Source organism: Bradyrhizobium sp. cir1, from assembly GCF_014198245.1.
In the GTDB taxonomy this organism is placed as follows: domain Bacteria; phylum Pseudomonadota; class Alphaproteobacteria; order Rhizobiales; family Xanthobacteraceae; genus Bradyrhizobium.
This window is the reverse complement of sequence record NZ_JACIHE010000012.1, coordinates 122,422-144,800: the sequence shown is the minus strand read 5'-3', so window position 1 is coordinate 144,800 and position 22,379 is coordinate 122,422. Positions and strand designations below refer to the sequence as shown.

Sequence of the window (22,379 nt, the reverse complement as noted above, 5' to 3'; positions counted from 1 at the left end):
GCGGGGACCGGCTTCGGCAATCGACGGGTATGGTCAATCAAATCGCCCGGCCGCGACCGCAGCGGACGGCTGAAACGCAGAGGGCCGGTCGGGCCAATCTGCCTGCTTCCGGAGACATCACGGGTCGAAAGTCGAATGTCGCTCGCGCGCCGGCCTCCCCTAGATTGCCGGGCAGCATTGCTGCACAGCGGTGCAACTTGGCGCGTTCCTTGCTGGAATGGCGCTTGCACGGGTCGAGAACTCTGGGCAACATGGATCGATCAGCCCCGCCGAACAATCAAAAATGACGGTGCGGGCGAGTGGAGAGGGTCAAGAATGTTAGTGGGACGAAGTCTGTTTGCGGCGACGCTCGCCGGTGCGCTTGCGTTGGTGGTGTCGCCGGCGTCGAGCCAGACGCTGCGCTATGCCAACCAGGGTGAGCTCAAGTCGCTCGATCCCTACACGCTGAACGAGTCGACCACCAGTGCACATCTCGGCCATGTCTATGAAGGCCTGGTCGCCCGCGGCAAGGATTTGAAGATCATCCCGGCGCTCGCCGAAAGCTGGGAGACGCCGGAGCCGACACGCTGGCGCTTTCACCTGCGCAAGGGCGTGAAGTTCCACAATGGCGACCCCTTCACCGCTGATGACGTGGTGTTCTCGGCCGAGCGCGTGCGGGCGAAAGGTTCGAATTTTCAGAGCCGCGTTCCCGCCGATGCAAAGGTCGTCAAGGTCGACGATTACACCGTCGATTTCATCCTGACCTCGCCCAATCCCATCCTGACGGCGTTGTGGGCGACCTGGTACATCATGGACAAGAAATGGGCAGAGGCGAACGATGCGGCGGCACCGACGCCCGCCGCCGCAACGACCCCGAGCTATGCCTCGCTCCATGAAAACGGCACCGGCGCCTTCACCATCGAGAGCCATCAGCCGGGCGTGAAGACCGTCTTCAAGCCCAACCCGAACTGGTGGCGCCAGCCGGAACACAATCTGAAGGAGATCGTCTTCACGCCGATCGCAAACCCCGCCACGCGTGTCGCGGCGCTGTTGTCGGGCGAGGTCGACGTGATCGAGCCGGTTCCGGTCCAGGACATCGAGCGCGTCAAAGCAAGCCCCAACGCCACGGTGCTGACCGGACCCGAGCTCCGCACCATCTTCGTCGGCATGGACCAGGCGCGCGATGAGCTGCTGTACTCCAACGTCAAGGGCAAGAACCCGTTCAAGGACGTCCGGGTCCGCGAAGCGGTCTACCGGGCAATCGACGTCGACCTGATCAAGAATCGCGTCATGCGCGGACTGTCCACGCCGTCCGCATTGATGGTCGCACCAGAGATCTTTTCCTCGAAGGACTTCACCCGGCCGAAGTTCGATCCCGACGCCGCCAAGAAGCTTCTGGCCGACGCCGGCTATGCTGATGGTTTCGAGGTGACGATGGACTGCCCGAACGATCGCTACGTCAATGACGCCGCGATCTGCCAGGCGATTGTCGGCATGCTCGCCCGCATCAACATCAAGGTGGATCTGCTGGCGCAACCCAAGGCCCAGTATTTCGCCAAGGTGTTGAAGCCCGGCGGCTACAAGACCTCGCTGTTCATGCTGGGCTGGACCCCGGATACGCTCGACTCCCAGAACGTGCTGCACGACATCATGGGCTGCCGCGATGACCCGAAGGATCCCAACCGCGGTGAGGCCAATCTCGCAGGCTATTGCAACAAGCAGTTCGACGAGCTCGCCGACAAGGTTCTCCTTGAGTCCGATACGACCAAGCGCGATCTCCTGATCAAGCAGGCTTTCGAGATCTCGATGAAGGACTGGGCCTATGTCCCGCTGCACCAGCAGGCGCTCGCCTGGGGCGTGTCGAAGAAGGTGAAACTGACCCAGCGCGCGGACAACCAGGTCCTGCTCTACTGGGCGACCAAGCAGGACGAGTAGGTGTCGACAAGTTGTGAAGTCCCGGAAGCCATCGCTTTCAAGATCTGGCTTCCGGGACTTGCCGTTTCGGGCTACGCGATGAAGCGTGCCGCTGAAGAGATGTGAAAGGAACAGATGCTCGCTTTCACACTGCGCCGGGCCATCCAGGCCATCGGCGTCATGATCGCAGTCGGAATCATCGCGTTCTCGATGTTCCGCTTCGCCGGCGACCCCGTGAACCAGATGGTCGGGATGGATACCTCCGGCGCCGAACGCGCCGCGATCCGCAAATCGCTCGGCCTCGACGATCCCGTGATCGTGCAGTTCGGCCGTTATGTCGGCAACGCCGCGCAATTCAAGTTCGGCGTGTCCTATCAGTTCCGCCTGCCCGTCACCAATCTGCTGATTGAGCGGATGCCGGCGACGCTCGAGCTGGCCATCGTTGCTACGATCTTCGCGATGCTCAGTGGCATCCTGATGGGCGTCTATTCCGCGCTGCGCCGCGACAGCTGGCTCGCCCATGTCTTCCAGGCCGTCTCGCTGATCGGCATCTCGCTGCCGACCTTCCTGATCGGCGTCCTCATGATCTACCTGTTCTCGGTGACGCTCGGCTGGCTACCCTCGTTCGGGCGCGGCGACGTCGTGCATATCGGCTGGTGGACGACAGGTCTCCTGACACTTTCGGGGCTGAAGGCGCTGATCATGCCTGCGATCACGCTCGGCCTGTTCCAGATGACCTTGATCATGCGGCTGGTGCGCGCGGAGATGCTTGAGGTCATGCGCACCGACTACATCCGCTTCGCCCGCGCCCGCGGCCTGACCACGCGCGCAATCCATTTCGGTCACGCGCTGCGCAACACGCTGGTTCCCGTCATCACCGTCGCAGGCCTGCAATTTGGCTCGGTAATTGCTTTCGCAATCATCACCGAGACCGTGTTCCAGTGGCCGGGCATGGGGCTCCTGTTCGTGCAGGCCGTTCAGAACGTCGATATCCCGATCATGGCGGCCTATCTGATGATGGTGTCCCTGATCTTCGTCACCATCAATCTCGTGGTTGATATCCTCTACACCATCGTCGATCCGCGGCTGCGCTCGACGGTCAGCCGGGCGCATTAGAGATGAGCGACGCCGTCGTTCCGAAGAGTGCCGAGAAGCGCACCGCCGCCGCACCGGGCTGGTTCAGGCGTGCGCTCGACAGCGATCTGTTCTACTCGTTCCGCCGCTCCAAGATCACCATGATCGCGGCGGGTGTAACGCTGCTGTTCTTCCTGCTCGCGATCTTTGCATCGGTGCTGTCGGTGCAAAATCCATTCGACCCGGCGCAGCTCCAGCTGATGAATTCGCGCATCTCGCCGCTCTGGACCGCCGACGGCCAGAGCCCGTTCCTGCTCGGCACCGACGAGCAGGGCCGCGACGTGCTGTCGGCGATTCTCTACGGCCTGCGCATCTCGCTTCTCGTCGGCGTGCTCGGCGTGGTCCTCTCCGGCGCGCTCGGCATCCTGCTCGGGCTGACGGCCGGCTATTTCGGCGGCGCCGTCGACGGCCTGATCATGCGCATCGCCGACGTGCAGCTTTCCTTTCCCGCCATCCTGATCGCGCTGCTGATCAACGGCATCGCCAAATCGGTCTTTGGCAACAAGCTCGACGAGATGAGCATGTTGGCGGTCCTGGTCTTCGCGATCGGCCTGAGTTTCTGGGTGCAGTACGCGCGCACGGTGCGTGGCTCGGTCCTGGTCGAGAAGAACAAGGATTATGTCGCAGCCGCGCAATTGATCGGCCTGCCCGCCCCAGTGATCATGCTGCGCCACGTGCTGCCGAATACCACGGGACCGATCCTCGTGATCGCCACCATCAACCTCGCGCTCGCCATCATCACCGAGGCGACGCTGTCGTTCCTCGGCTCGGGCATGCCCGAGACCATGCCGTCGCTCGGCACGCTGATCCGCATCGGCAACAGCTATCTGTTCGCAGGCGAATGGTGGATCGTCGCGTTCCCCGGACTCGCTCTCGCCGCATTGATCCTGTCGATCAACCTGCTCGGCGACTGGCTGCGCGACGCGCTGAACCCGAAGCTTCGATGAGTGCGCCTCGCCCATGACCGAACCCGTTCTCTCCGTGCGTAACCTCCAAGTCGAGTTCGCCTCCCGCCGCGGCACGCTGCGTGCCATCGACGACGTCTCCTTCGACATCGCCAAGGGCGAGGTGCTCGGGGTGGTCGGCGAATCCGGCGCCGGCAAATCCGTCACTGGCCTCGCAGTGATCGGCCTGATCGATCCGCCCGGCCGCATCGCCGGCGGCGAGATTCATCTCGCAGGCCTGCGTGTCGACAATCTGCAGCCGGAGGAGATGCGCCGCATCCGCGGCAAGCGCATCGGCATGATCTTCCAGGATCCCCTCACCTCGCTCAATCCGCTGTACAAGGTCGGCGACCAGATCGTGGAGACGATCCGGACTCACCTGAACCTGTCCGAAACGGCCGCGCGCCGCCGCGCCATCGATCTACTTGCGGAAGTCGGCATCCCCGCGCCGGAAAAGCGCATCGACGGCTACCCGCACGAATTCTCCGGCGGCATGCGCCAGCGCGTGGTCATCGCGCTCGCGATCTGCGCCGAGCCCGAACTGATCATCGCGGACGAGCCGACCACCGCGCTCGACGTCTCCGTGCAGGCCCAGATCATCTCGCTGATCAAGCGGCTCGGCCGCGATCACGGCACCGCCGTGATGCTGGTGACCCACGACATGGGCGTGATCGCCGAGACCTCGGACCGAGTCGCGGTGATGTATGCCGGCCGCGTCGCCGAGATCGGCCCGGTGCAGGACGTCGTGAAGAACCCGCTGCATCCCTACGCCAAGGGCCTGATGGGCGCGATTCCGACGCTTGCCGGCGAGGACAAGCGCCTGGTGCAGATCCCGGGCTCCATGCCGCGCCTGTCGGCGATCCCGCGCGGCTGCTCGTTCAATCCGCGCTGCGCCTTCGCTTTCGATCGTTGCCGTGTCGAGCGACCGGAGCCCCTGCCGCGCGGCACGCAATCGGTCGCCTGCCATCTCTACGACACCGTGCCGGCGGAGAGCGCGGCATGAGCACGCCTTTCGTCCAGGCCACCAATCTGCGCCGCGTGTTCGACGTCTCGAAACCCTGGCTCAACCGCGTGCTCGAAGGCGGCCACCTCGAATATCTCAAGGCGGTCGATGGCGTCACCTTCGACATCAGGAAGGGCGAGACCTTTGCGCTGGTCGGCGAGTCCGGCTCGGGCAAGACCACGGTCGCTCGCATGGTCGTCGGCCTGCTGCCGCCGAGCTCCGGCGACGTGCTGATCGACGGCGTCTCGATGGCGGACCCGCGGCAGGCCCCGGCGCGGCGAAAGCTGCGTCGCCGCATCCAGATGATCTTCCAGGACCCCTACGCGAGCCTGAACCCGCGCTTCCGCGTCGATGCCATCATCTCCGAGCCGATCCGCGCCTTCGACCTGATCCAGGGCGAGCGCGACATCCAGGCCCGTGTCGGCGAGCTGCTCAGCCTCGTCGGCCTGCATCCCGACGATCGGCTGAAATTTCCGCACGAGTTCTCCGGCGGCCAGCGCCAGCGCATCGCGATCGCGCGCGCGCTCGCCTCCGACGCCGAATTCATCGTCTGCGACGAGCCGACCTCGGCGCTCGACGTCTCCGTGCAGGCGCAGATCCTCAACCTGATGCGCGATCTCCAGGACAAGTTCGGCCTGACTTACATGTTCATCAGCCACAACCTCGCCGTGGTCCGCCACATGGCGAGCCGCGTCGGCGTGATGTATCTCGGCCGCATCGTCGAGATTGCGGAGGGACGCGAGCTGTTTTCCCACCCGCGCATGCCCTACACCAAGATGCTGCTCGGCGCCGTGCCGGATCTCGCCATGAGCGGCCGCCAGCGCATTCCGGTGAAGGGCGAGATCCCGAACCCGATCAATCCGCCGCCCGGCTGCGCATTCAATCCGCGCTGCCCGTTGGCGTTCGATCTCTGCCGCAAGGAAACGCCGGAACTGATCGACGGCGTCGCCTGCCACGCGGTCAACACCGCGCCGGTCCCGGCGTGACGCGCGCGTGCCATGCAGCCTGCGCATTGGCGGCGCGGCATCGGCTGTGATCAATTGCGCGCGCCGGAAATAAGGTGGTGAAGTCCCATGGGCAGCAATATCAATCCCGATCCGTTCACGACGAGGCCCGAGATCGAGGGCACGTTCGGGGTCGTCGCCACCACGCACTGGATCGCGACCGCCGTCGGCATGGGCATTCTGGAAAAAGGCGGCAATGCCTTCGATGCCGGCGTCGCCACCGCCTTCACGCTCCAGGTGGTCGAACCGCATCTGAACGGTCCCGGCGGCGATGTCCCCATCATCGTACATGACGTCAAGCGCGGCCGCACCGAGGTGGTCTGCGGCCAGGGGCCGGCGCCGGCGCGCGCCACCATCGCACATTACAAGAGCGAAGGCCTCGACATGGTGCCTGGCACCGGCCTGCTCGCCGCCTGCGTTCCCGGCACGTTCGAATCCTGGATGATGCTGCTGCGCGACTACGGCACGATGCGCGTGCGCGATGTGCTCGAGCCCGCGATCTCCTATGCGCGCGACGGTTATCCGCTAGTCGAGCGCGCCTGCGCCACGATCCAGACCGTCGAGCAGCTGTTCCGCAAGCACTGGCCGACATCGGCCGCGGTCTATCTTCCGAACGGCGAGGTGCCGAAGCCCGGCACGCTCTTCACCAACAAGACGCTGGCCGCGACCTACGCCCGGATCCTGAGCGAGGCGGAAAGCGGCGGCGGTGGCCGGGACGCCGAGATCGAGCGCGCGCGAGAAGCCTGGTCGCAAGGCTTCGTCGCCGAAGCCATCGACAAGTTCTGCCGCACCCAGGACGTGATGGACGTCAGCGGCTCGCCGCATCGCGGCGTGCTCTCCGCCGACGACATGGCACGCTGGCAGCCGACGATCGAAGAACCGCTCACCTATGATTACGGCCGCTACACGGTCTGCAAAGCCGGCGTCTGGAGCCAGGGCCCGGTGACGCTCCAACAGCTGGCGCTGCTGAAGGGTTTTGCGCTCGACGGTCTCGACCCAACCGGGCCGGAGTTCATCCATCTCCAGATCGAGTGCGCCAAGCTCGCGTTCGCCGACCGCGAAAAATTCTACGGCGATCCCAAGTTCACCGAGATCCCGATCGCGACCCTGCTGTCGGATGCCTATAACGACGAGCGCCGCAAGCTTGTCACCGACAAGGCCTCGCTCGATTTCATTCCCGGCTCAGTCGAAGGCTTTGGCGGCGTGGTCAAGTTGCGGCGCGCCGAGGGGCAGCGCGAGGCGGTCGGCGCGCTCGGCGCCGGCGAGCCGACGGTCGGACGCTTCGGCGAAGTGCGCGGCGACACCGTGCATTTCGACATCATCGACAAGGATGGCAACATGGTGTCCTCGACGCCGTCGGGCGGCTGGCTGCAATCCTCGCCGATCATTCCCGAGCTCGGCTTCTGCCTCGGTAGCCGCGCCCAGATGTTCTGGCTGGAGGAAGGCCACCCCGCAGCGCTCGCGCCGGGCAAGCGGCCGCGCACGACGCTGTCGCCGACCATGGCGCTACGCGACGGCGAGCCGTATCTGGCCTGGGGCTCGCCCGGCGGCGACCAGCAGGACCAGTGGATCACGCAGTTCTTCCTGCGCCACGTCCATTGCAACCTCAATCTCCAGGAAGCCATCGACGCGCCCGCCTGGCATTCCGAGCATTTCCCGATCTCGTTCTGGCCGCGCACCGCGCGCCCCGGCGTGCTCGTGGTCGAGAACCGCGTGCCGAAGGCGACGATCGAGAACCTGCGCGAGCGTGGGCATATCGTGGAGGTCGGTCCCGACTGGTCGGAAGGCCGCCTCACCGCGGCCTCACGCGTCGGGGTCCGCCGCCGCGCCGCCGCCAATCCGCGCGGCATGCAAGGCTACGCCGCAGGACGCTGAAGGCAGCACATGACCTGGTCGATCATCGCGCGCGATCCTGTCACCGGCCAGTTCGGCATCGCCGTTGCGACCCGCTTCTTCGCCGTCGGCGCGCGTGTACCCTACATCGCCGCCGGCCTCGGTGCGATTGCGACCCAGGCTTTCGTCAATCCCTATTACGGCATCGACGGCGTCAAGCTGCTGCGCGAAGGTTTGAACGCACACGACGTGCTCGCCACGCTGCTCGCGACCGATGACGGCCGCGAAAGCCGCCAGGTCCACATCATGGATGCCAGCGGCGAGATCGCGGCGCATACCGGGCGTGACTGCGTCGACTGGTGCGGCCACATCGCCGGCAGCGGCTTCTCGATCGCCGGTAACATGCTCGCCGGTGCCGACGTGCTCGACGAGACCGCGAAGACCTACATCGCCAATGACAGCCTGCCGTTCCCGCGCCGCCTGCTTGCGGCGATGCGTGCAGGCGAAGCCGCCGGTGGCGACAAGCGCGGCAAGCAGTCGGCCGCGGTTCTGATCCACGGCGAAGAGGAATGGCCGGCGCTGGACATTCGCGCCGACGACCATCCCGATCCGCTGGGCGAGCTGGAACGGCTCGAGCGCGTCAGCCGCGAGCTCTGGGTGCACTTCCGCTCCTCCATGCCGACGCGGCAGAACCCGGCCGGCAACACCGATCGCAGTGTCATCGACGCCAGCATCGCTGCGGCGCGCGCGAGAGAATCATGAGCGCGAGCCCTCTCATCGAGATCAGCGATCTCCGTATCCGCTTTCATGGCGATGACGGCCGCGTCACCCACGCGGTCGACAGCGTCGATCTCAGCGTCGCCAATGGCGCCACGCTCGGTCTTGTCGGTGAATCCGGCTGCGGCAAGAGCGTGACGTCGCTGGCGATCATGGGGCTGCTGCCGAAGCAGAGCGCGGAGATTACTGGCGCGATCCGCTTCGACGGTTTTGACCTGCTGAAGACCCCGGACCAGACGCTGCGCGATCTGCGCGGCAACCGGCTGGCGATGATCTTCCAGGAGCCGATGACCTCGCTCAACCCGAGTTTCACGATCGGGGACCAGATCATCGAAACCATTTTGCGCCATCGTGGCGGCTCGCGGAAAAGCGCGCGGGACCGCGCGATCGACCTCCTGCGCCGGGTCCACATCCCCTCGCCCGAGCGGCGCATCGACGAATATCCGCACAAGCTCTCCGGCGGCATGCGCCAGCGCGTGATGATCGCGATGGCACTCGCCTGCGACCCGCGGCTCCTGATCGCGGACGAGCCGACCACGGCGCTCGACGTCACCCTGCAGGCGCAGATCCTGGAGTTGATGCGCGAGCTGAAAGCGGCAAGCGGCGCGGCGATCATCCTGATCACCCACGATCTCGGCGTCGTCGCCGAGGTCTGCGACGAGGTCGCGGTGATGTATGCCGGCGAGATCGTCGAGCGCGCGCCGGTGGATGAATTGTTCTCCGCGCCGCAGCATCCTTACACGGTGGGCCTGCTCGGCTCGATCCCACGGCTCGACCACCGCGCCGAGCAGCTTGCGACGATCGAGGGCATGGTCCCGAACATGGCGCAGCCGCCCGCCGGTTGCCGCTTCGCCGCGCGCTGTCCCTTCGTGCTGGACGCCTGCACCAAGGCGCCACCGCCGCTCGTGGAGGTCGGCCCCGGCCACCTCTCGCGCTGCATTCGCGCGCCGCTCGAACTCCTGGTGTCGTGATGGCGCTGCTCGAGGTCGAAGGCCTGGTCAAGCATTTCGTCGCCGAGCGTTCGCTGTTCGGCCGGGCGCTGGCGCATGTCAAGGCGGTCGACGGCGTGTCCTTCTCGCTGGATGCCGGCAAGACGCTCGCGCTCGTCGGCGAATCCGGCTGCGGCAAGTCCACCGTCAGCCGCCTGGTGCTGCGGCTGATCGAGCCGGATGCGGGCACGGTGCGCTTCGACGGCCGCGACCTGCTCTCGCTCGATGCCGGCGGCTTGCGCGCCTTCCGCCGTGAGGCGCAGATCATCTTCCAGGATCCTTACGCCTCGCTCAATCCGCGCATGACGGTCGGCCAGATCCTGACCGAGCCGCTGGCGCTGCACGATCTCGTGCCGGCGGCGCGGCGGGCCGAGCGCGTCGCCGAGTTGCTGCGGCTGGTCGGGCTGGAGCCGCGCCTCGCCCGGCGCTATCCGCATGAATTCTCCGGCGGTCAGCGTCAGCGCATCGCCATTGCCCGCGCGCTCGCGGTCGAACCGAAGCTCATCATCTGCGACGAGCCGGTCTCAGCGCTCGACGTCTCGATCCGCTCGCAGATCCTCAATTTGCTGCGCAAGCTTCAGGACCGGCTCGGCCTCGCCTACATCTTCGTCTCGCATGATCTCGCCGTGGTCAAGCACATCGCCGACCACGTCGCGGTGATGAATCTCGGCCAGATCGTCGAGACGGCGGAAGCCGACGCGCTGTTCGCCGCGCCGCGCCATCCCTACAGCCGCGCGCTGCTCTCCGCGATCCCCGTGCCCAAACCGCGGGCAAAGCGCAGCCGGATTGTGCTGCAGGGCGAGATCCCCAGCGCGCTTAACCCACCCGCCGGATGCCGCTTCCACACCCGCTGCCCCTATGTAGTCGAGCGCTGCCGCAGCGAAATGCCCCGGCTCGTCCCGGATGGCATCGGACATGCAACGGCCTGCCACCGAACGTCGGAACTGCCATCCTCGGCGGCGATCGTTCCCATGGACGGCGGCTTCTCGCCGGTCCTGGAAAAATTGGTCGCGGCCTTCAGCGGCGGACCGGAAGCAGCACGCGGCGGCGGGGTTAGTTCATTGGGGGCGGACCCCGCATAGCCGTGAAACAGAGGTTGAGAACGATGAGCTTTGTGCGTTTGGCAATCCTGGCGTCGGCCCTGCTGACGTCGCTCGCGGGCGCAGCCCAGGCTCAGTCCACGCTTCGCATCGGGATCGCCGAAGATCCTGATATTCTCGATCCCAGCATCGGCCGCACCTATGTCGGCCGCATCGTGTTCTCCGCCTTCTGCGACAAGCTGTTCGACATCGACGAGAAGCTGAACATCGTACCGCAGCTGGCGCTGTCCCATGAGACGTCGGCCGACGGCAAGGAGATGACGATCAAGCTTCGGCCGGGCGTCAAATTCCACGACGGCGAGCCGCTGGATGCGGAGGCTGCAAAATTCTCGATCGAGCGTCACATGACGCTGCCGACCTCGTTCCGCAAGTCGGAGCTTGCCAGCGTCGACCATGTCGAGGTGGTCGATCCCCTCACCATCAAGCTGGTGCTGAAGACGCCATACTCGCCGCTGATCGCCCAACTCACCGACCGCTCCGGCATGATGGTCTCGCCGAAGGCGGCGAAGGAAGCCGGCGACAAGTTCGGCCTGCATCCGGTCTGCGCCGGCCCGTACAAATTCGTCGAGCGCGTCCAGCAGGACCGCATGGTCTTCGAGAAATTCGCCGACTACTGGAACAAGGACAACGTTCACATCGACCGCGTCGTGTTCCAGCCGATCATCGACTCGACCGTGCGGCTTGCGAACCTGAAATCCGGTGCGCTCGACCTGATCGAACGCGTGCTCGCAACCGACATCAAGGACGTCCGCGCCGATCCCAAGCTGGTGCTGTCCACGGCTCCCGAGCTCGGCTATCAGGGCATGACCATCAATATCGGCAACGACAAGGCCAAGGGGCCGCTCAGCCAGTCGGCGAAGGTGCGCCAGGCGCTCAGCCTGTCGATCGATCGCGAGGCCATCAACCAGGTCGTGTTCAACGGCGAGTTCACCCCGGGCAATCAGTGGGTCAGCCCGACGCACCCCTATTACCAGAAGGCGTTTCCCATTCAGGGCCGGGATATCGCCAAGGCCAAGGCGCTGTTGAAGGAAGCTGGCGTCAGCCTCCCGGTCACTGTCGACTACATGGTTCCCAAGGGCACCGAGTACGAGGCCGTCGCCCAGGTCGTGCAGTCCATGGCCGCGGAAGCCGGCTTCGACATCAAGATCCGCGCCGTCGAATTCGCCACCACCTTCAAGCAGTCCCAGGCCGGCGAATTCCAGGTCTTCCAGATCCCCTGGAGCGGCCGCATCGATCCCGACGGCAATTCCTACATCTTCATGCGCAGCAAGGCGCCGCAGAACGACGGCGGCTATTCCAACCCCGAGGCCGACAAGCTGATGGAAGAGGGCCGAGCCACCTCCAACGTCGAGCAGCGCAAGGCGATCTACGCGAAGCTGGCCAAGGTCCTGCTCGACGATTTGCCGATCATCTACATCTATCACCGCACGCTGCTGATCGCGCACACCAAGAAGCTCGATGGCTACCGGCAGATGCCCGATGGCCTCGTGCGCGTGGTCGGGCTGAAGTTCAAGTGATCGCAACAGCGCCCACGAAACGATCGGCATCATGCTGAACTTCCTCGCCCGCCGCATCGCGCAGATCGTGCCGACACTGTTCTTCGTGTCGGTGCTGATCTTCTCGCTGCAGCAATTGCTGCCGGGCGATCCCGCGCTGGTGATGGCCGGCGAGGAGCGCGATCCCGCCGTGATCGAGCAGATCCGGCAACTCCATAAGCTCGATCAGCCGATTCCCGTGCAATACGTCTATTGGCTCAAGGGCGTGCTCTCAGGCGATTTCGGCGAGTCCCTGCGCAACAAGATGCCGGTGCGCGAGCTGATCGCGCAGAAGCTGCCGGTGACGCTGCAGCTCGGCTCGATGGCGATCCTGATCGCGTTCTTCATCGGCATTCCCGCCGGCATCGTCTCCGCAGTGAAGAAGGGCACGGCCTGGGACTATGGCGCCAATCTGTTCGCGCTGTGGGGCATCTCGACGCCGAATTTCTGGCTCGGAATCCTCTTGATCTTTCTGTTCTCGATCGAGCTCGGCTGGCTGCCGGCCTCGGGCTACGTGCCGCTCAGCGAGAACTGGCGCGCAAGTCTCGCCGCCACCATCATGCCGGCCTTCGTGCTCGGCAACGCGATTTCGGCGATCCTGATGCGGCATACCCGCAGTGCGATGCTCCAGGTGCTGGAAAGCGACTATGTCCGCACAGCGCGCGCCAAGGGCCTGTCGGAGCGGTCCGTCATCCTCAAGCACGCGATGCGCAATGCGCTGACGCCCGTCATCACGCTCGGCGCGCTCGAACTCGGCACGCTCCTGTCGGGCGCCGTGCTGACCGAGCAGATCTTCTCCATTCCCGGCTTCGGCAAGCTGATCGTCGACGCCGTGTTCAATCGCGACTACGCGGTCGTGCAGGGCGTCGTGCTGGTGACGGCCACGGTCTACATCACGCTGAACCTCGTGGCCGACATCGCCTATATCCTCGTCAATCCGCGGCTGCGGGGCTAGCGCCATGACCGACGCCGCGCTGCCCGCCGCCCCCTCCACCACGCAGGCCTATGAGCTCGACAGCCCGGCGCGCCGCGCGCGGCGGCGGCTGTTCAAGCGCAAGGCCGCCGTGTTCGGGCTTGTCGTGATCACGATGTTCATCGCGCTTGCAGTCCTTGCGCCCATCGTCGTGCCCTACGATCCCATCGCGACGAGCTGGAGCCTGGTGCGCAAGCCGCCCACAGCAGCCCACTGGTTCGGCACCGACGAGCTCGGCCGCGACATCCTGAGCCGCGTCGTCTACGGCGCGCGCGCCTCCCTGCTCGCAGGCCTGATCTCCGTCGCGATCGCGCTCGGCATCGGCGTGCCGCTCGGCCTGCTCGCCGGCTATCGCGGCGGCTTCACCGACGCGCTGATCAGCCGCATCACCGACGCGATGCTGGCCTGCCCGTTCTTGATCCTGGCGATCGCACTCGCCGCGTTCCTCGGTCCGAGCCTCGGCAATGCCATGATTGCGATCGGCATCTCGGCAACCCCGATCTTCATCCGCCTGACCCGTGGCCAGGTGCTGAGCGTCAAGGCCGAAGATTACGTGGAGGCCGCGCGTGCGCTCGGCAACCCGCCCTGGCGGATCGCGTTCTCGCACATCCTGCCGAACATCCTGCCCTCGCTGCTGGTGCAGGCGACGCTCTCGATCGCCGCGGCCATCATCGCCGAGGCCGCGCTCTCATTCCTCGGCCTCGGCCAGCAGCCGCCGGCGCCGTCCTGGGGCAGCATGCTCAACGCGGCACAACGCTTCCTGACCCAGGCGCCGTGGATGGCGATCTGGCCGGGCCTCGCGATCTTCCTCGTGGTGCTGTCTCTGAACCTGCTCGGCGACGGCCTGCGCGACGCCCTCGACCCAAGGCAGCGCTGAAGTAGTGTCAAGGTCGCCCTTCACCTCTCCCTACGGGAGAGGTGAAGATCGACTGTCGACGGGTCAGATCACCACTTCCCGCATCACGCGGCGGCAATCCATCTCGAATTCGAGATCGACCACCGGCGGCCGGGCGAAATGCCAGGTCAGGCCGGAGCGCAGCGCGCCGCGGCGGACGAGTTCGTCGACCAGCGCGTGGTGGAAGTCATGCACCGAATAGGCCTGCACGCCGGTCGTGTCCTTCCAGCCGAAGCCGAAGGCCGCCATCCGGTTTTCCATCTGCGACGTCGTGGTGAAGCGCACCTTCTCGCGCAGCCCTTCTGGGCTGAGATCGCGGTAACGCACCGTACGCTCGACATAGGTGCCGCTGCCCTCGCGTGCCTCCGCACCGCCGGCGATGACGAAGCTCGGCGCGTTCGACCGCGTCGGGCGCGTAAAGGAGAAGGCATAGAACGACGGCTCGGACGGCGGATCGATCTCGGGACAGACATTGCTGCGCGCCACCGGATTGGTGGTGCCGTCGAAGATGCCCCATTCGGACAGCGTCTTCACATAATGCAGATTGAACGCGCGAAAGCCCTCTTCGCTGAAGGCGGCGGGCGAGCGCAGCTCGCAGGCACAGAACGCCGTCAGCGGACGCCCCGCCTCCTGGATGAATTTTGCGGCCAGCGCAAATCCCTCGGCCAGCGGCACCAGGCGGTCGAAGCGGACGCGCTCGATCTCGTAGCTCTCATCCGCGGCCGCGCCAGCCGAATACTGGAACACGGACGGAATGAAACGATAATTGCCGGCGGAGAATTCGCGCGTCATGACGGGCTCCTATTCCAGTTGAATGCGAATGCCCTTGGCGCCATTGAGCAGGCGCTTCAGGTGAAAACCGGCCAGCGGATCGTCGGCGTGCATGCCGACCAGCGCTGCAAAGGCCGGCATGGCCGCGGCATCGCCCGCCTCCATCTTGGCAAAGGCTTCGGAATATTGCGCCGTCGCCGGCGCTTCGAACCTGGCTTGCGGCAGCGGCTCGAACGCACGCAGCGGCTCGCTGCGTCCGCGCAGCATCAGCTCCCCCACGGGACGGCCTTGAAAATTCTCAGCCGCGTTGGCGACGCTGGCGCTAACACAGATGCGCGTTCCCAGATACTTGTTGGCGGCTTCCAACCGCGCGGCGATGTTGATGGTGTCGCCATAAGCCGTGTAGTCGAAGAAGCGATTGCCACCGAAATTACCGACCAGCGCCGGGCCGGCATGGACACCGATACGGGTGGTACCGAAATTCACCCCTTTCGCCTTCCAGCGCGCCGAGAAATCCTGCGCCCAGGCGTCGAGAGCATGCGCGCAGGCGACCGCACGCGTCGCATAGTCCGGCTGATCGCCGGGTGCATTGAACAGCACCTGGATCGCATCGCCGATGATCTTGGCGACCGTTCCCTCATGCGCGAACACGATCTCGGTCATGCCGCCGACATATTCGTTGAGGAGCTGGCCGAGTGTCTGCGGAGGCGCGGTCTCGACCAGCGAGGTGAAGCCGGTGATGTCGGTGAAGAGGGTGGCGACATCGCGCCACTGCACCTCCATGCCGTCACCGTCGACATCCGCCGCCAGGCGTCGTGCGATCTCCGGCGAGAAGAAACGCGACAGCGAGGCATGGGCGCGCTCGGCTTCCGCCTGGCGCCGCCGCACGTCGCGCAGCATCTCCACATGGCGGATGGTTTTCTGGATCGTGGTTTCCAGGTCGGCGAAATCGATCGGCTTGGTCAGGAAGTCGAACGCGCCGCGGTTCATGGCGGTGCGGATATTGCTCATGTCGCCATAGGCCGAGACGATGATGGTCGACTTCTTGTCTTCGGCCTCCTGGAGCTTTGCGAGCAACGACAGACCGTCCATCCGCGGCATGTTGATGTCGGAGACCACCATGTCGACATGCGGATTCTGCTCGAGCGACTCCAGCGCCTCGATTCCGTCGCGGGCGAACATCAGGGCGAGCTGCCCATCGCGAATCTGCCTGCGAAACTTCTGCAGGATCAGCGCCTCGAGGTCCGGCTCGTCGTCGACGAAGAGGATGGTCGCAGTCATGCGGCTTGCTCGAGCCTCGTATCGATCTCCTGGCGCAGCAGAGCAAAATCGATCGGCTTGGTGAGGAGCCCGTGGGCGCCTCGCTCGATCGCCTTGCGGCGCGTCTCGGCGTCGCCATAGGCGGTGATCATGATGACGGGCACGTGCGGATAGTCGGCACGCACCTGCGGCAGCATGTCTAGTCCGCTCATGCCGGGCATGTTGATGTCGGACAAGATCAGGATCAGCGAGGGATCGCGGACCTCGGCGGCACGCCTCAACGCATCCGCCGCAGAGGGCGCAAATTCCATCTGGAAACGGCCGGCACGCAGGTCGCGCCGAAAGTGCTGCCTGAACAGCGGCTCGACGTCGGGCTCGTCATCGACGACCAGGATATAAACGTTCAAGTCTTGCCTCCGGGTGTGTCGCCCGCTGCCATCGTCCGCGGCAGAGTGATGATGAATTCGGTGAATACACCGGGCTCGGTCTTCACGTCGATGGTGCCACAGTGCTGTTTCGCCACGATGTCGTGGCTCATGGACAGGCCGAGCCCGGTGCCTTCACCGGCCGGCTTGGTCGTGAAGAACGGATTGAACAGCTTCTCCTTCACCTCGGGCGGAATTCCGGTGCCGTTGTCGCGGATCCGGATCTCCACCTTGTCGCCGAGGCTCCTGGTTGCGGCGCTCAGGGTCGGCTCGAAACCTTGCGCCGCGCCCTCCTTGCGCTTGGCCGCTGCATAGAAGCCGTTCGAGATCAGGTTGAGGAAAACGCGGGTGATCTCCTGCGGATAGATGTCCACCATGCCGGCGGCGGGGTCGAACGCACGCTCGAGCGTGATGTTGAAGCCGGGCCTTTCGGCGCGCGCGCCGTGATAGGCCAGATTGAGGCTCTCCTCCACGACTGCATTGATATCGACGAGGCGATGTTCGCCAGCCCCCTGGCGCGAATGCAGCAGCATGTTCCTGACGATGGAGTCGGCGCGCTTGCCGTGCTGCACGACCTTCTCGAGATTGCCCTTGAGCATGCCGGTCAACTCGTCGATCTCCTCCCTGGTCCTGTCGTCGAGCGAGGCCGATTGCAGGACCTCGTTGAGCTCGTCGATCAACTCGGTCGAGACTGAAGAGAAATTATTGACGAAGTTGAGCGGGTTCTTGATCTCGTGCGCGATCCCTGCCGTGAGCTGGCCGAGTGAAGCCAACTTTTCCGTCTGAATCAGGCGGCCCTGCGCAGCGCGCAGGTCCTCGAGCGAACGCGACAGCTCATCCGTGCGGTCACGCAATTCGTTGAGCAGGCGCGCATTTTCCATGGCGATCACCGCCTGCGCCGCAAAATTCGTCACCAACTCGATTTGCTTGCTGGAGAAGGCAAGAGGCCGCTGACGATAGATCAGAAGGGCGCCGATCAGGTCCCCGTCCTTGAGCATGGGAACGCCAACCAGTGTCCGCGCTCCCGCGCGCAGCGCCAGTATTGGTCCGTCATATCCTTGAGGTGTTTCGAAGAAGTCCGGCTCCGTCCTCGTATCGACGACATGCACGGTTTCCCTGGTCCTAACGATGCGGCCAATGACAGTGTTCGGAGCCGGCCGTGTCGGCTTCTGGTAGATCTGGTCCTTCAGCTCGGCCGGGACGCCGTGCATCGCGATGGCGCGGAACGTGTCTCCCTCGCGCAGATAAAGCGACCCGAACTCAGCCTGGCAGATGCGAGTGGCGTTCTCCAACATGATGCGAAATACCGGTCCCAGCTGTCCGGGGGAGATGGAGATAACCTGGAGCACTTCGGAAGTTGCGGTCTGCTGTTGCAGCGATTCGCTCAATTCCGCCGTGCGCTGCTCGACCTTCCTTTCCAAATCCGCATAGGATTCCTGCAGGCGCGCGCCCATGTCGTTGAACTGGTCCGCGAGCCCCTCGAGCTCGTCGCCGGTCTTGATCGAGATGCGTTGCGCGAAATCGCCGCTGCCGATCCGCTCGGCGCCGCTGCGCAGCGCCTGGATCGGCCCGACCATCCGGCGGGCGAGAAATATCCCGGCGAGCACCGCGAAGATCGATGCCGCCAGCAGCACGATCGCGAGCCGCTGCAGCGAGGCGTACAGCGCGGCATAGGCCTCTTCGACCGGCAGTTCGACGAACATGGTCCAATGCAGGGGCGCGATCGGAGCCGATGCGGTCAGCACCTTCTGGCCCTGGATGCTGCGCGCTTCGGGGAGCACGTCCGAGATCGTGCCCCCTCCCGCCTGCGCGGCGCGCACTTGCGCGAGGCCAGACATGTCGGTGTTGCGCAGAACGAGGCTGATGTCGGGATGGGCGATCAGGCGCCCTTCCGGGCCGACCACATAGGCGTGTCCGTGCTCGCCGACCTTAATCTGCGAGACGACGTCCCAGATCAGCTTGAGATTGACCTCCGCGATGCTGACGCCGGCATCCTTGCGGGCACCAGCCAGCGCCAGCGTCATGTAGGGTTCGGAGTCCCTGCGGAAATAGACCGGGCCGTAATAGACCTTGCGCGCGACCGCCTCGGTGAATTTTGGATCGGCCGACAGGTCAAGCCCGCTGTCAATTGCGTCCATCGCCAGCCGCGAGACCCGCAACCGCTCCTTGCCGGTCGAATCCACCTGAGCGAGCTCGGTGATAGCCGGCACCTGGCGCAGCAGCCGCAGCGCGTCGAACCGGCGCTGCTCGATCGAGCCCGCCGACCAGGGCAGCTGCGTGGTCCAGCCGAGCTGGCTCTCGATCTCCTTGACGAACTGGCCGATCTTGGCCGCGGCCGCCTCGGCCTGCTCATGCTGGACCCGGATCAGTGAGGCCTTGTGCTCGCGATAATAGAAGAAGACCTCGAACAGCCCGTTGGCGAGCAGCGCGACGGCGACGACGGCCACGAACAGCGCGACGTATTTGGCGAACAGCCGGGTCCTGATCCCGCGCCCGGCCGCTTCCCCGGACACGTTCGAGGCGGTGCTCGGCGCTGTCCTGGCTTGCGGGGTATCGGGATGGAGGGAGAGGGTCATCCCGCGGAAACTAGCAAGAAGGCCCGACCTTGTCTCTCGCCTGCGCAGCCGAGGTCCACCCCAATGGCTGCGGCCGCCGGATCGGCCGGGCCGGGACCCAACGAAAAAGGGCGGCAGCGGACCCGCCGCTGCCGCCCTTCGATTGGCTTGCTTCCGGCCTCAGGTCGGGCGCAGGGCCTTGGCGCCGAGGTCGAGCTCGTTGACCTGCTTGTTCCGCTCGGAATCGGCCGCGGCACGATGGTCGGTCGCCAGCACCACGTAGACCGCCGGCAGCACGAACAGGGTGAACAGCGTGCCGATCGACATGCCGGCGACGACGACCAGACCGATCGAGAAGCGGCTGGCCGCGCCCGCGCCGGTCGCGGTCAGCAGCGGGATCAGGCCGGTCACCATCGCGGCCGTGGTCATCAGGATCGGCCGCAGGCGGATGCGGGCCGACATCTCGATGGCCGAACGGCGGTCGAGCCGCTCCTTGATCTGGAGCTCGTTGGCGAACTCCACCATCAGGATGCCGTGCTTGGTGATCAGGCCAACCAAGGTGAGCAGACCGACCTGGGTGTAGATGTTCATGGTCGCCACGCCGAAGAACAGCGGGATCAGCGCGCCGACGATGGCCATCGGCACCGAGATCATGATCACGAACGGGTCACGCAGGCTCTCGAACTGCGCCGCCAGCACCAGGAAGATGATGATGAGCGCAAAGCCGAAGGTAATCGCGAGCTGATTGCCTTCCTGGACGTATTGCCGGGAGTCCGCCAGATAGTCGTGGCTGAAGCCGGCCGGCAGCTTCTTGGCCTCGCCCTCAAGGAAGTCCACCGCCGCGCCGACGGTCACGCCGGGCATCGGCACGGCCGAGAAGGTCGCCGAGTTCAGCTGGTTGTAGTGCGTCAGCGAATTCGGGTCGGTCCTGGTCTTGATCGAGACCACGGTCGACAGCGGGAGCTGCTGGCCGGTGTTGGTCGTCACATAGTAACCGCCGAGCGACTCCGGTGACAGTCTGTTGGCGCGCGGTACCTGCGGAATCACCTGGTAGGACCGGCCTTCGAGATTGAAACGGTTGATGTAGTTGCCGCCGAGCAGAACCGCGAGCGTAGAGCCGAGGTTCTGCATGTTGACGCCGAGATCCTGCGCCTTGCTACGGTCGATCGTGACCTGAACGCTAGGCTGGTTAAAGGCGAGGTCGCTGTCGGAGACGATGAACATGCCGCTCTTGCGCGCAGCGTCCTTCAGCTTCTCCATCTGCTCAAAGACGGTCTGGTAGCCCGCGGTCGAGTTGATGACCATCTGCACCGGCAGACCGCCGGGACCACCCGGCAAAGGCGGCAGGTTGAAGGCAAAGGCCTGCACGCCCTCGATCTTGGAAAGCTCGGCCTGCACCAGCGGCTTCAGCTGGATCGACGAGCGCTTGCGCTCGTCCCATGCCTTCAAGAGCATGCCGGCGATGCCGCCCTGCGGGCCGTTGATGCCATTCAACACGAAGCGCAGATCGGTCTCGGGGAACTTCTGGAACTCCTTGTCGAGCTTATCGCCGTAGTAATCGACATAGTCGATGTTGGCGTATTTCGGCGCCTTGGTCACCGCGAAGACGATGCCCTGGTCTTCTTCCGGCGCCAGTTCCTTCGAGGTGTGCATGTAGAGGAAGCCGACGAGACCGAGGATGGTCACCGCGAACAGGCCGGTGATCGCCTTGTAGTCGAGCGAGCGGTCGAGCCTGCGGCCATACCAGCGCGTCATCGCGCCGAACACCCGGTTCACGAGCTTCGCGAAGCGGCCTTCCTCGGTGTTCTTGAGGAGCACGGAGCACATCATCGGCGACAGCGTCAGCGCGATCACGCCTGATACGATCACCGAGCCGGCAAGCGTGAAAGCGAATTCGCGGAACAGCGAGCCGGTCAGGCCGCCGAGGAAGCCGATCGGGGCGTACACCGCGGCGAGCGTGATCGTCATCGAGATGACGGGACCGACGATCTCGCGCGCGCCTTCCATCGCCGCCTGTACCGGCGTCTTTCCTTCTTCCAGATGGCGGTGGATGTTCTCCACCACCACGATGGCGTCGTCGACCACGAGACCGATCGCGAGCACCATCGCAAGCAAGGTCAGCAGGTTGAAGCTGAAGCCCAGCGCCAGCATCAAAGTACAGACGCCGATCATCGACAACGGAATGGTGACGACCGGGATGATGACCGAGCGCAGCGAGGCCAGGAACAGGAAGATCACCACGATCACGATGATCACGGCTTCGCCCAGCGTCTTCTCCACCTCGTCGATCGAGGATTGGATGAACTTGGTCGAGTCGTAGGCGACCTTCATCTTCATCGAGGGTGGCAGATTGCGCTCAAGCTCCGGGAACAGCGCCCGCACGCCCTTGACCAGCGTCAACGGATTGCCTTGCGGCGTTGCGTTCACGCCAATGAAGATCGCATGCTCGCCGTTGAAGGCGACGCTTGCGTCAGTGCTTTGCGCGGCAAGCTCGACTGTCGCGATATCCTCCATCCGCACAAAGCCACCGTCCTTGGCCTTGACGATCATCTTCCGGAACTGGTTGACGTCGGTGAGGCTGGTGTTTGTCGAGATGTTGGAAACGATCAGATAGCCTTTGGTCTGCCCCGCCGCCGACTGGAAGTTGTTGGCCTGGATGGCAGCGGCGACGTCCGCGGGCGAAACGTTGCGGCCGGCCATCTTCATGGGATCAAGCCACAGCCGCATCGCAAAGGTCTGACCACCGAGAATATCGGCTGAGGCGACGCCGTCGACGGTCGACAGCACCGGCTGCACCACGCGCGTCAGATAATCCGAGATCGCCGAGCCGGACAGCTCCTCTGAGGAGAAGCCGAGATACATCACGGCCGTGGTCTGGCCCGTGGTCTTGGTGACGATCGGGTCGTTCGATTCCTTCGGGATCAGGTATTTGACCGAGTTCGTCTTCGCCAGCACCTCGGTGAGCGCCTGGTTCGGATCGAAGTTCAGCTTGATGTAGACCTGGATCGTCGAGGTGCCGAGCACCGAGGACGAGGTCATGTAGTCCACGCCTTCGGCGGAGGCGACCGCCTGCTCGATCGGCGTCGTGATGAAGCCCTGGATCAGGTCTGCGGATGCGCCGGGATAGACGGTCGTGATGTTGATGACCGTGTTCGACAGCTTCGGATATTGCCGGATCGGCAGCACCATTGCCGCGCGCAGGCCGATCAGGAGGATCAGCAGGCTGACGACGACCGACAGAACCGGGCGCTTGATGAAAATATCGGTAAAGGCCATCGCGGCGATCTC

General features: G+C 64.8%; 17 protein-coding genes. 12 read left to right on the top strand and 5 right to left on the bottom strand.

Features of this window, described 5'->3' with window-relative positions; translation table 11 throughout:
* Positions 1–315: 315 nt before the first annotated feature.
* From GGD63_RS23805 to GGD63_RS23750, 12 genes are all read left to right on the top strand, one after another.
* Positions 316–1,914, top strand: coding sequence for an ABC transporter substrate-binding protein (locus GGD63_RS23805; protein ID WP_183245583.1), 1,599 nt, complete (start codon positions 316–318; stop codon positions 1,912–1,914).
* Positions 1,915–2,028: 114 nt separating this feature from the next.
* Entirely contained in the window at positions 2,029–3,009 is a 981-nt protein-coding gene (locus tag GGD63_RS23800; protein ID WP_183245582.1) for an ABC transporter permease, read from the top strand.
* A gap of 2 nt (positions 3,010–3,011) precedes the next feature.
* Complete coding sequence (locus GGD63_RS23795) at positions 3,012–3,974, top strand: ABC transporter permease (RefSeq protein ID WP_183245581.1); 963 nt, start codon at positions 3,012–3,014, stop codon at positions 3,972–3,974.
* A gap of 13 nt (positions 3,975–3,987) precedes the next feature.
* Positions 3,988–4,974 carry an ABC transporter ATP-binding protein gene (locus GGD63_RS23790; protein ID WP_183245580.1) on the top strand — a complete coding sequence of 329 codons (987 nt, stop codon included), beginning with the start codon at positions 3,988–3,990 and terminating at the stop codon, positions 4,972–4,974.
* Positions 4,971–5,960, top strand: coding sequence for an ABC transporter ATP-binding protein (locus tag GGD63_RS23785; protein WP_183245579.1), 990 nt, complete (start codon positions 4,971–4,973; stop codon positions 5,958–5,960). The genes GGD63_RS23790 and GGD63_RS23785 overlap by 4 nt, the downstream gene beginning before the upstream one ends.
* A gap of 87 nt (positions 5,961–6,047) precedes the next feature.
* Positions 6,048–7,853, top strand: coding sequence for a gamma-glutamyltransferase family protein (locus GGD63_RS23780; protein WP_183245578.1), 1,806 nt, complete (start codon positions 6,048–6,050; stop codon positions 7,851–7,853).
* Positions 7,854–7,862: 9 nt separating this feature from the next.
* Positions 7,863–8,573: a DUF1028 domain-containing protein gene (locus tag GGD63_RS23775; RefSeq protein WP_183245577.1), complete on the top strand. Its 711-nt coding sequence runs from the start codon at positions 7,863–7,865 to the stop codon at positions 8,571–8,573.
* Positions 8,570–9,559 (top strand): ABC transporter ATP-binding protein, encoded by a 990-nt coding sequence (locus tag GGD63_RS23770; protein ID WP_183245576.1) that lies wholly within the window; start codon positions 8,570–8,572, stop codon positions 9,557–9,559. Before GGD63_RS23775 ends, GGD63_RS23770 begins: the two co-directional genes overlap by 4 nt.
* Positions 9,559–10,659 (top strand): ABC transporter ATP-binding protein, encoded by a 1,101-nt coding sequence (locus GGD63_RS23765; RefSeq protein WP_183245575.1) that lies wholly within the window; start codon positions 9,559–9,561, stop codon positions 10,657–10,659. Before GGD63_RS23770 ends, GGD63_RS23765 begins: the two co-directional genes overlap by 1 nt.
* A 23-nt stretch (positions 10,660–10,682) precedes the next feature.
* Positions 10,683–12,194 (top strand): ABC transporter substrate-binding protein, encoded by a 1,512-nt coding sequence (locus GGD63_RS23760; protein WP_183245574.1) that lies wholly within the window; start codon positions 10,683–10,685, stop codon positions 12,192–12,194.
* 31 nt (positions 12,195–12,225) lie between these two features.
* Positions 12,226–13,167: an ABC transporter permease gene (locus GGD63_RS23755; protein WP_183245573.1), complete on the top strand. Its 942-nt coding sequence runs from the start codon at positions 12,226–12,228 to the stop codon at positions 13,165–13,167.
* A gap of 4 nt (positions 13,168–13,171) precedes the next feature.
* Entirely contained in the window at positions 13,172–14,062 is an 891-nt protein-coding gene (locus GGD63_RS23750; protein WP_183245572.1) for an ABC transporter permease, read from the top strand.
* Positions 14,063–14,125: 63 nt separating this feature from the next.
* Here the strand turns inward: GGD63_RS23750 and GGD63_RS23745 are convergent, their stop codons facing one another.
* The 5 genes from GGD63_RS23745 to GGD63_RS23725 form a co-directional block, all read right to left on the bottom strand.
* Positions 14,126–14,872, bottom strand: coding sequence for a hypothetical protein (locus tag GGD63_RS23745; RefSeq protein ID WP_183245571.1), 747 nt, complete (start codon positions 14,870–14,872; stop codon positions 14,126–14,128).
* 9 nt (positions 14,873–14,881) lie between these two features.
* Positions 14,882–16,132 (bottom strand): adenylate/guanylate cyclase domain-containing protein, encoded by a 1,251-nt coding sequence (locus GGD63_RS23740; protein ID WP_183245570.1) that lies wholly within the window; start codon positions 16,130–16,132, stop codon positions 14,882–14,884.
* Positions 16,129–16,518, bottom strand: a complete 390-nt coding sequence (locus GGD63_RS23735; RefSeq protein ID WP_183245569.1) for a response regulator — start codon at positions 16,516–16,518, stop codon at positions 16,129–16,131. Before GGD63_RS23735 ends, GGD63_RS23740 begins: the two co-directional genes overlap by 4 nt.
* Positions 16,515–19,112: an ATP-binding protein gene (locus tag GGD63_RS23730; RefSeq protein ID WP_183245568.1), complete on the bottom strand. Its 2,598-nt coding sequence runs from the start codon at positions 19,110–19,112 to the stop codon at positions 16,515–16,517. The genes GGD63_RS23735 and GGD63_RS23730 overlap by 4 nt, the downstream gene beginning before the upstream one ends.
* Before the next feature lie 159 nt (positions 19,113–19,271).
* Complete coding sequence (locus GGD63_RS23725; protein ID WP_183245567.1) at positions 19,272–22,367, bottom strand: MexW/MexI family multidrug efflux RND transporter permease subunit; 3,096 nt, start codon at positions 22,365–22,367, stop codon at positions 19,272–19,274.
* Positions 22,368–22,379: the final 12 nt, after the last annotated feature.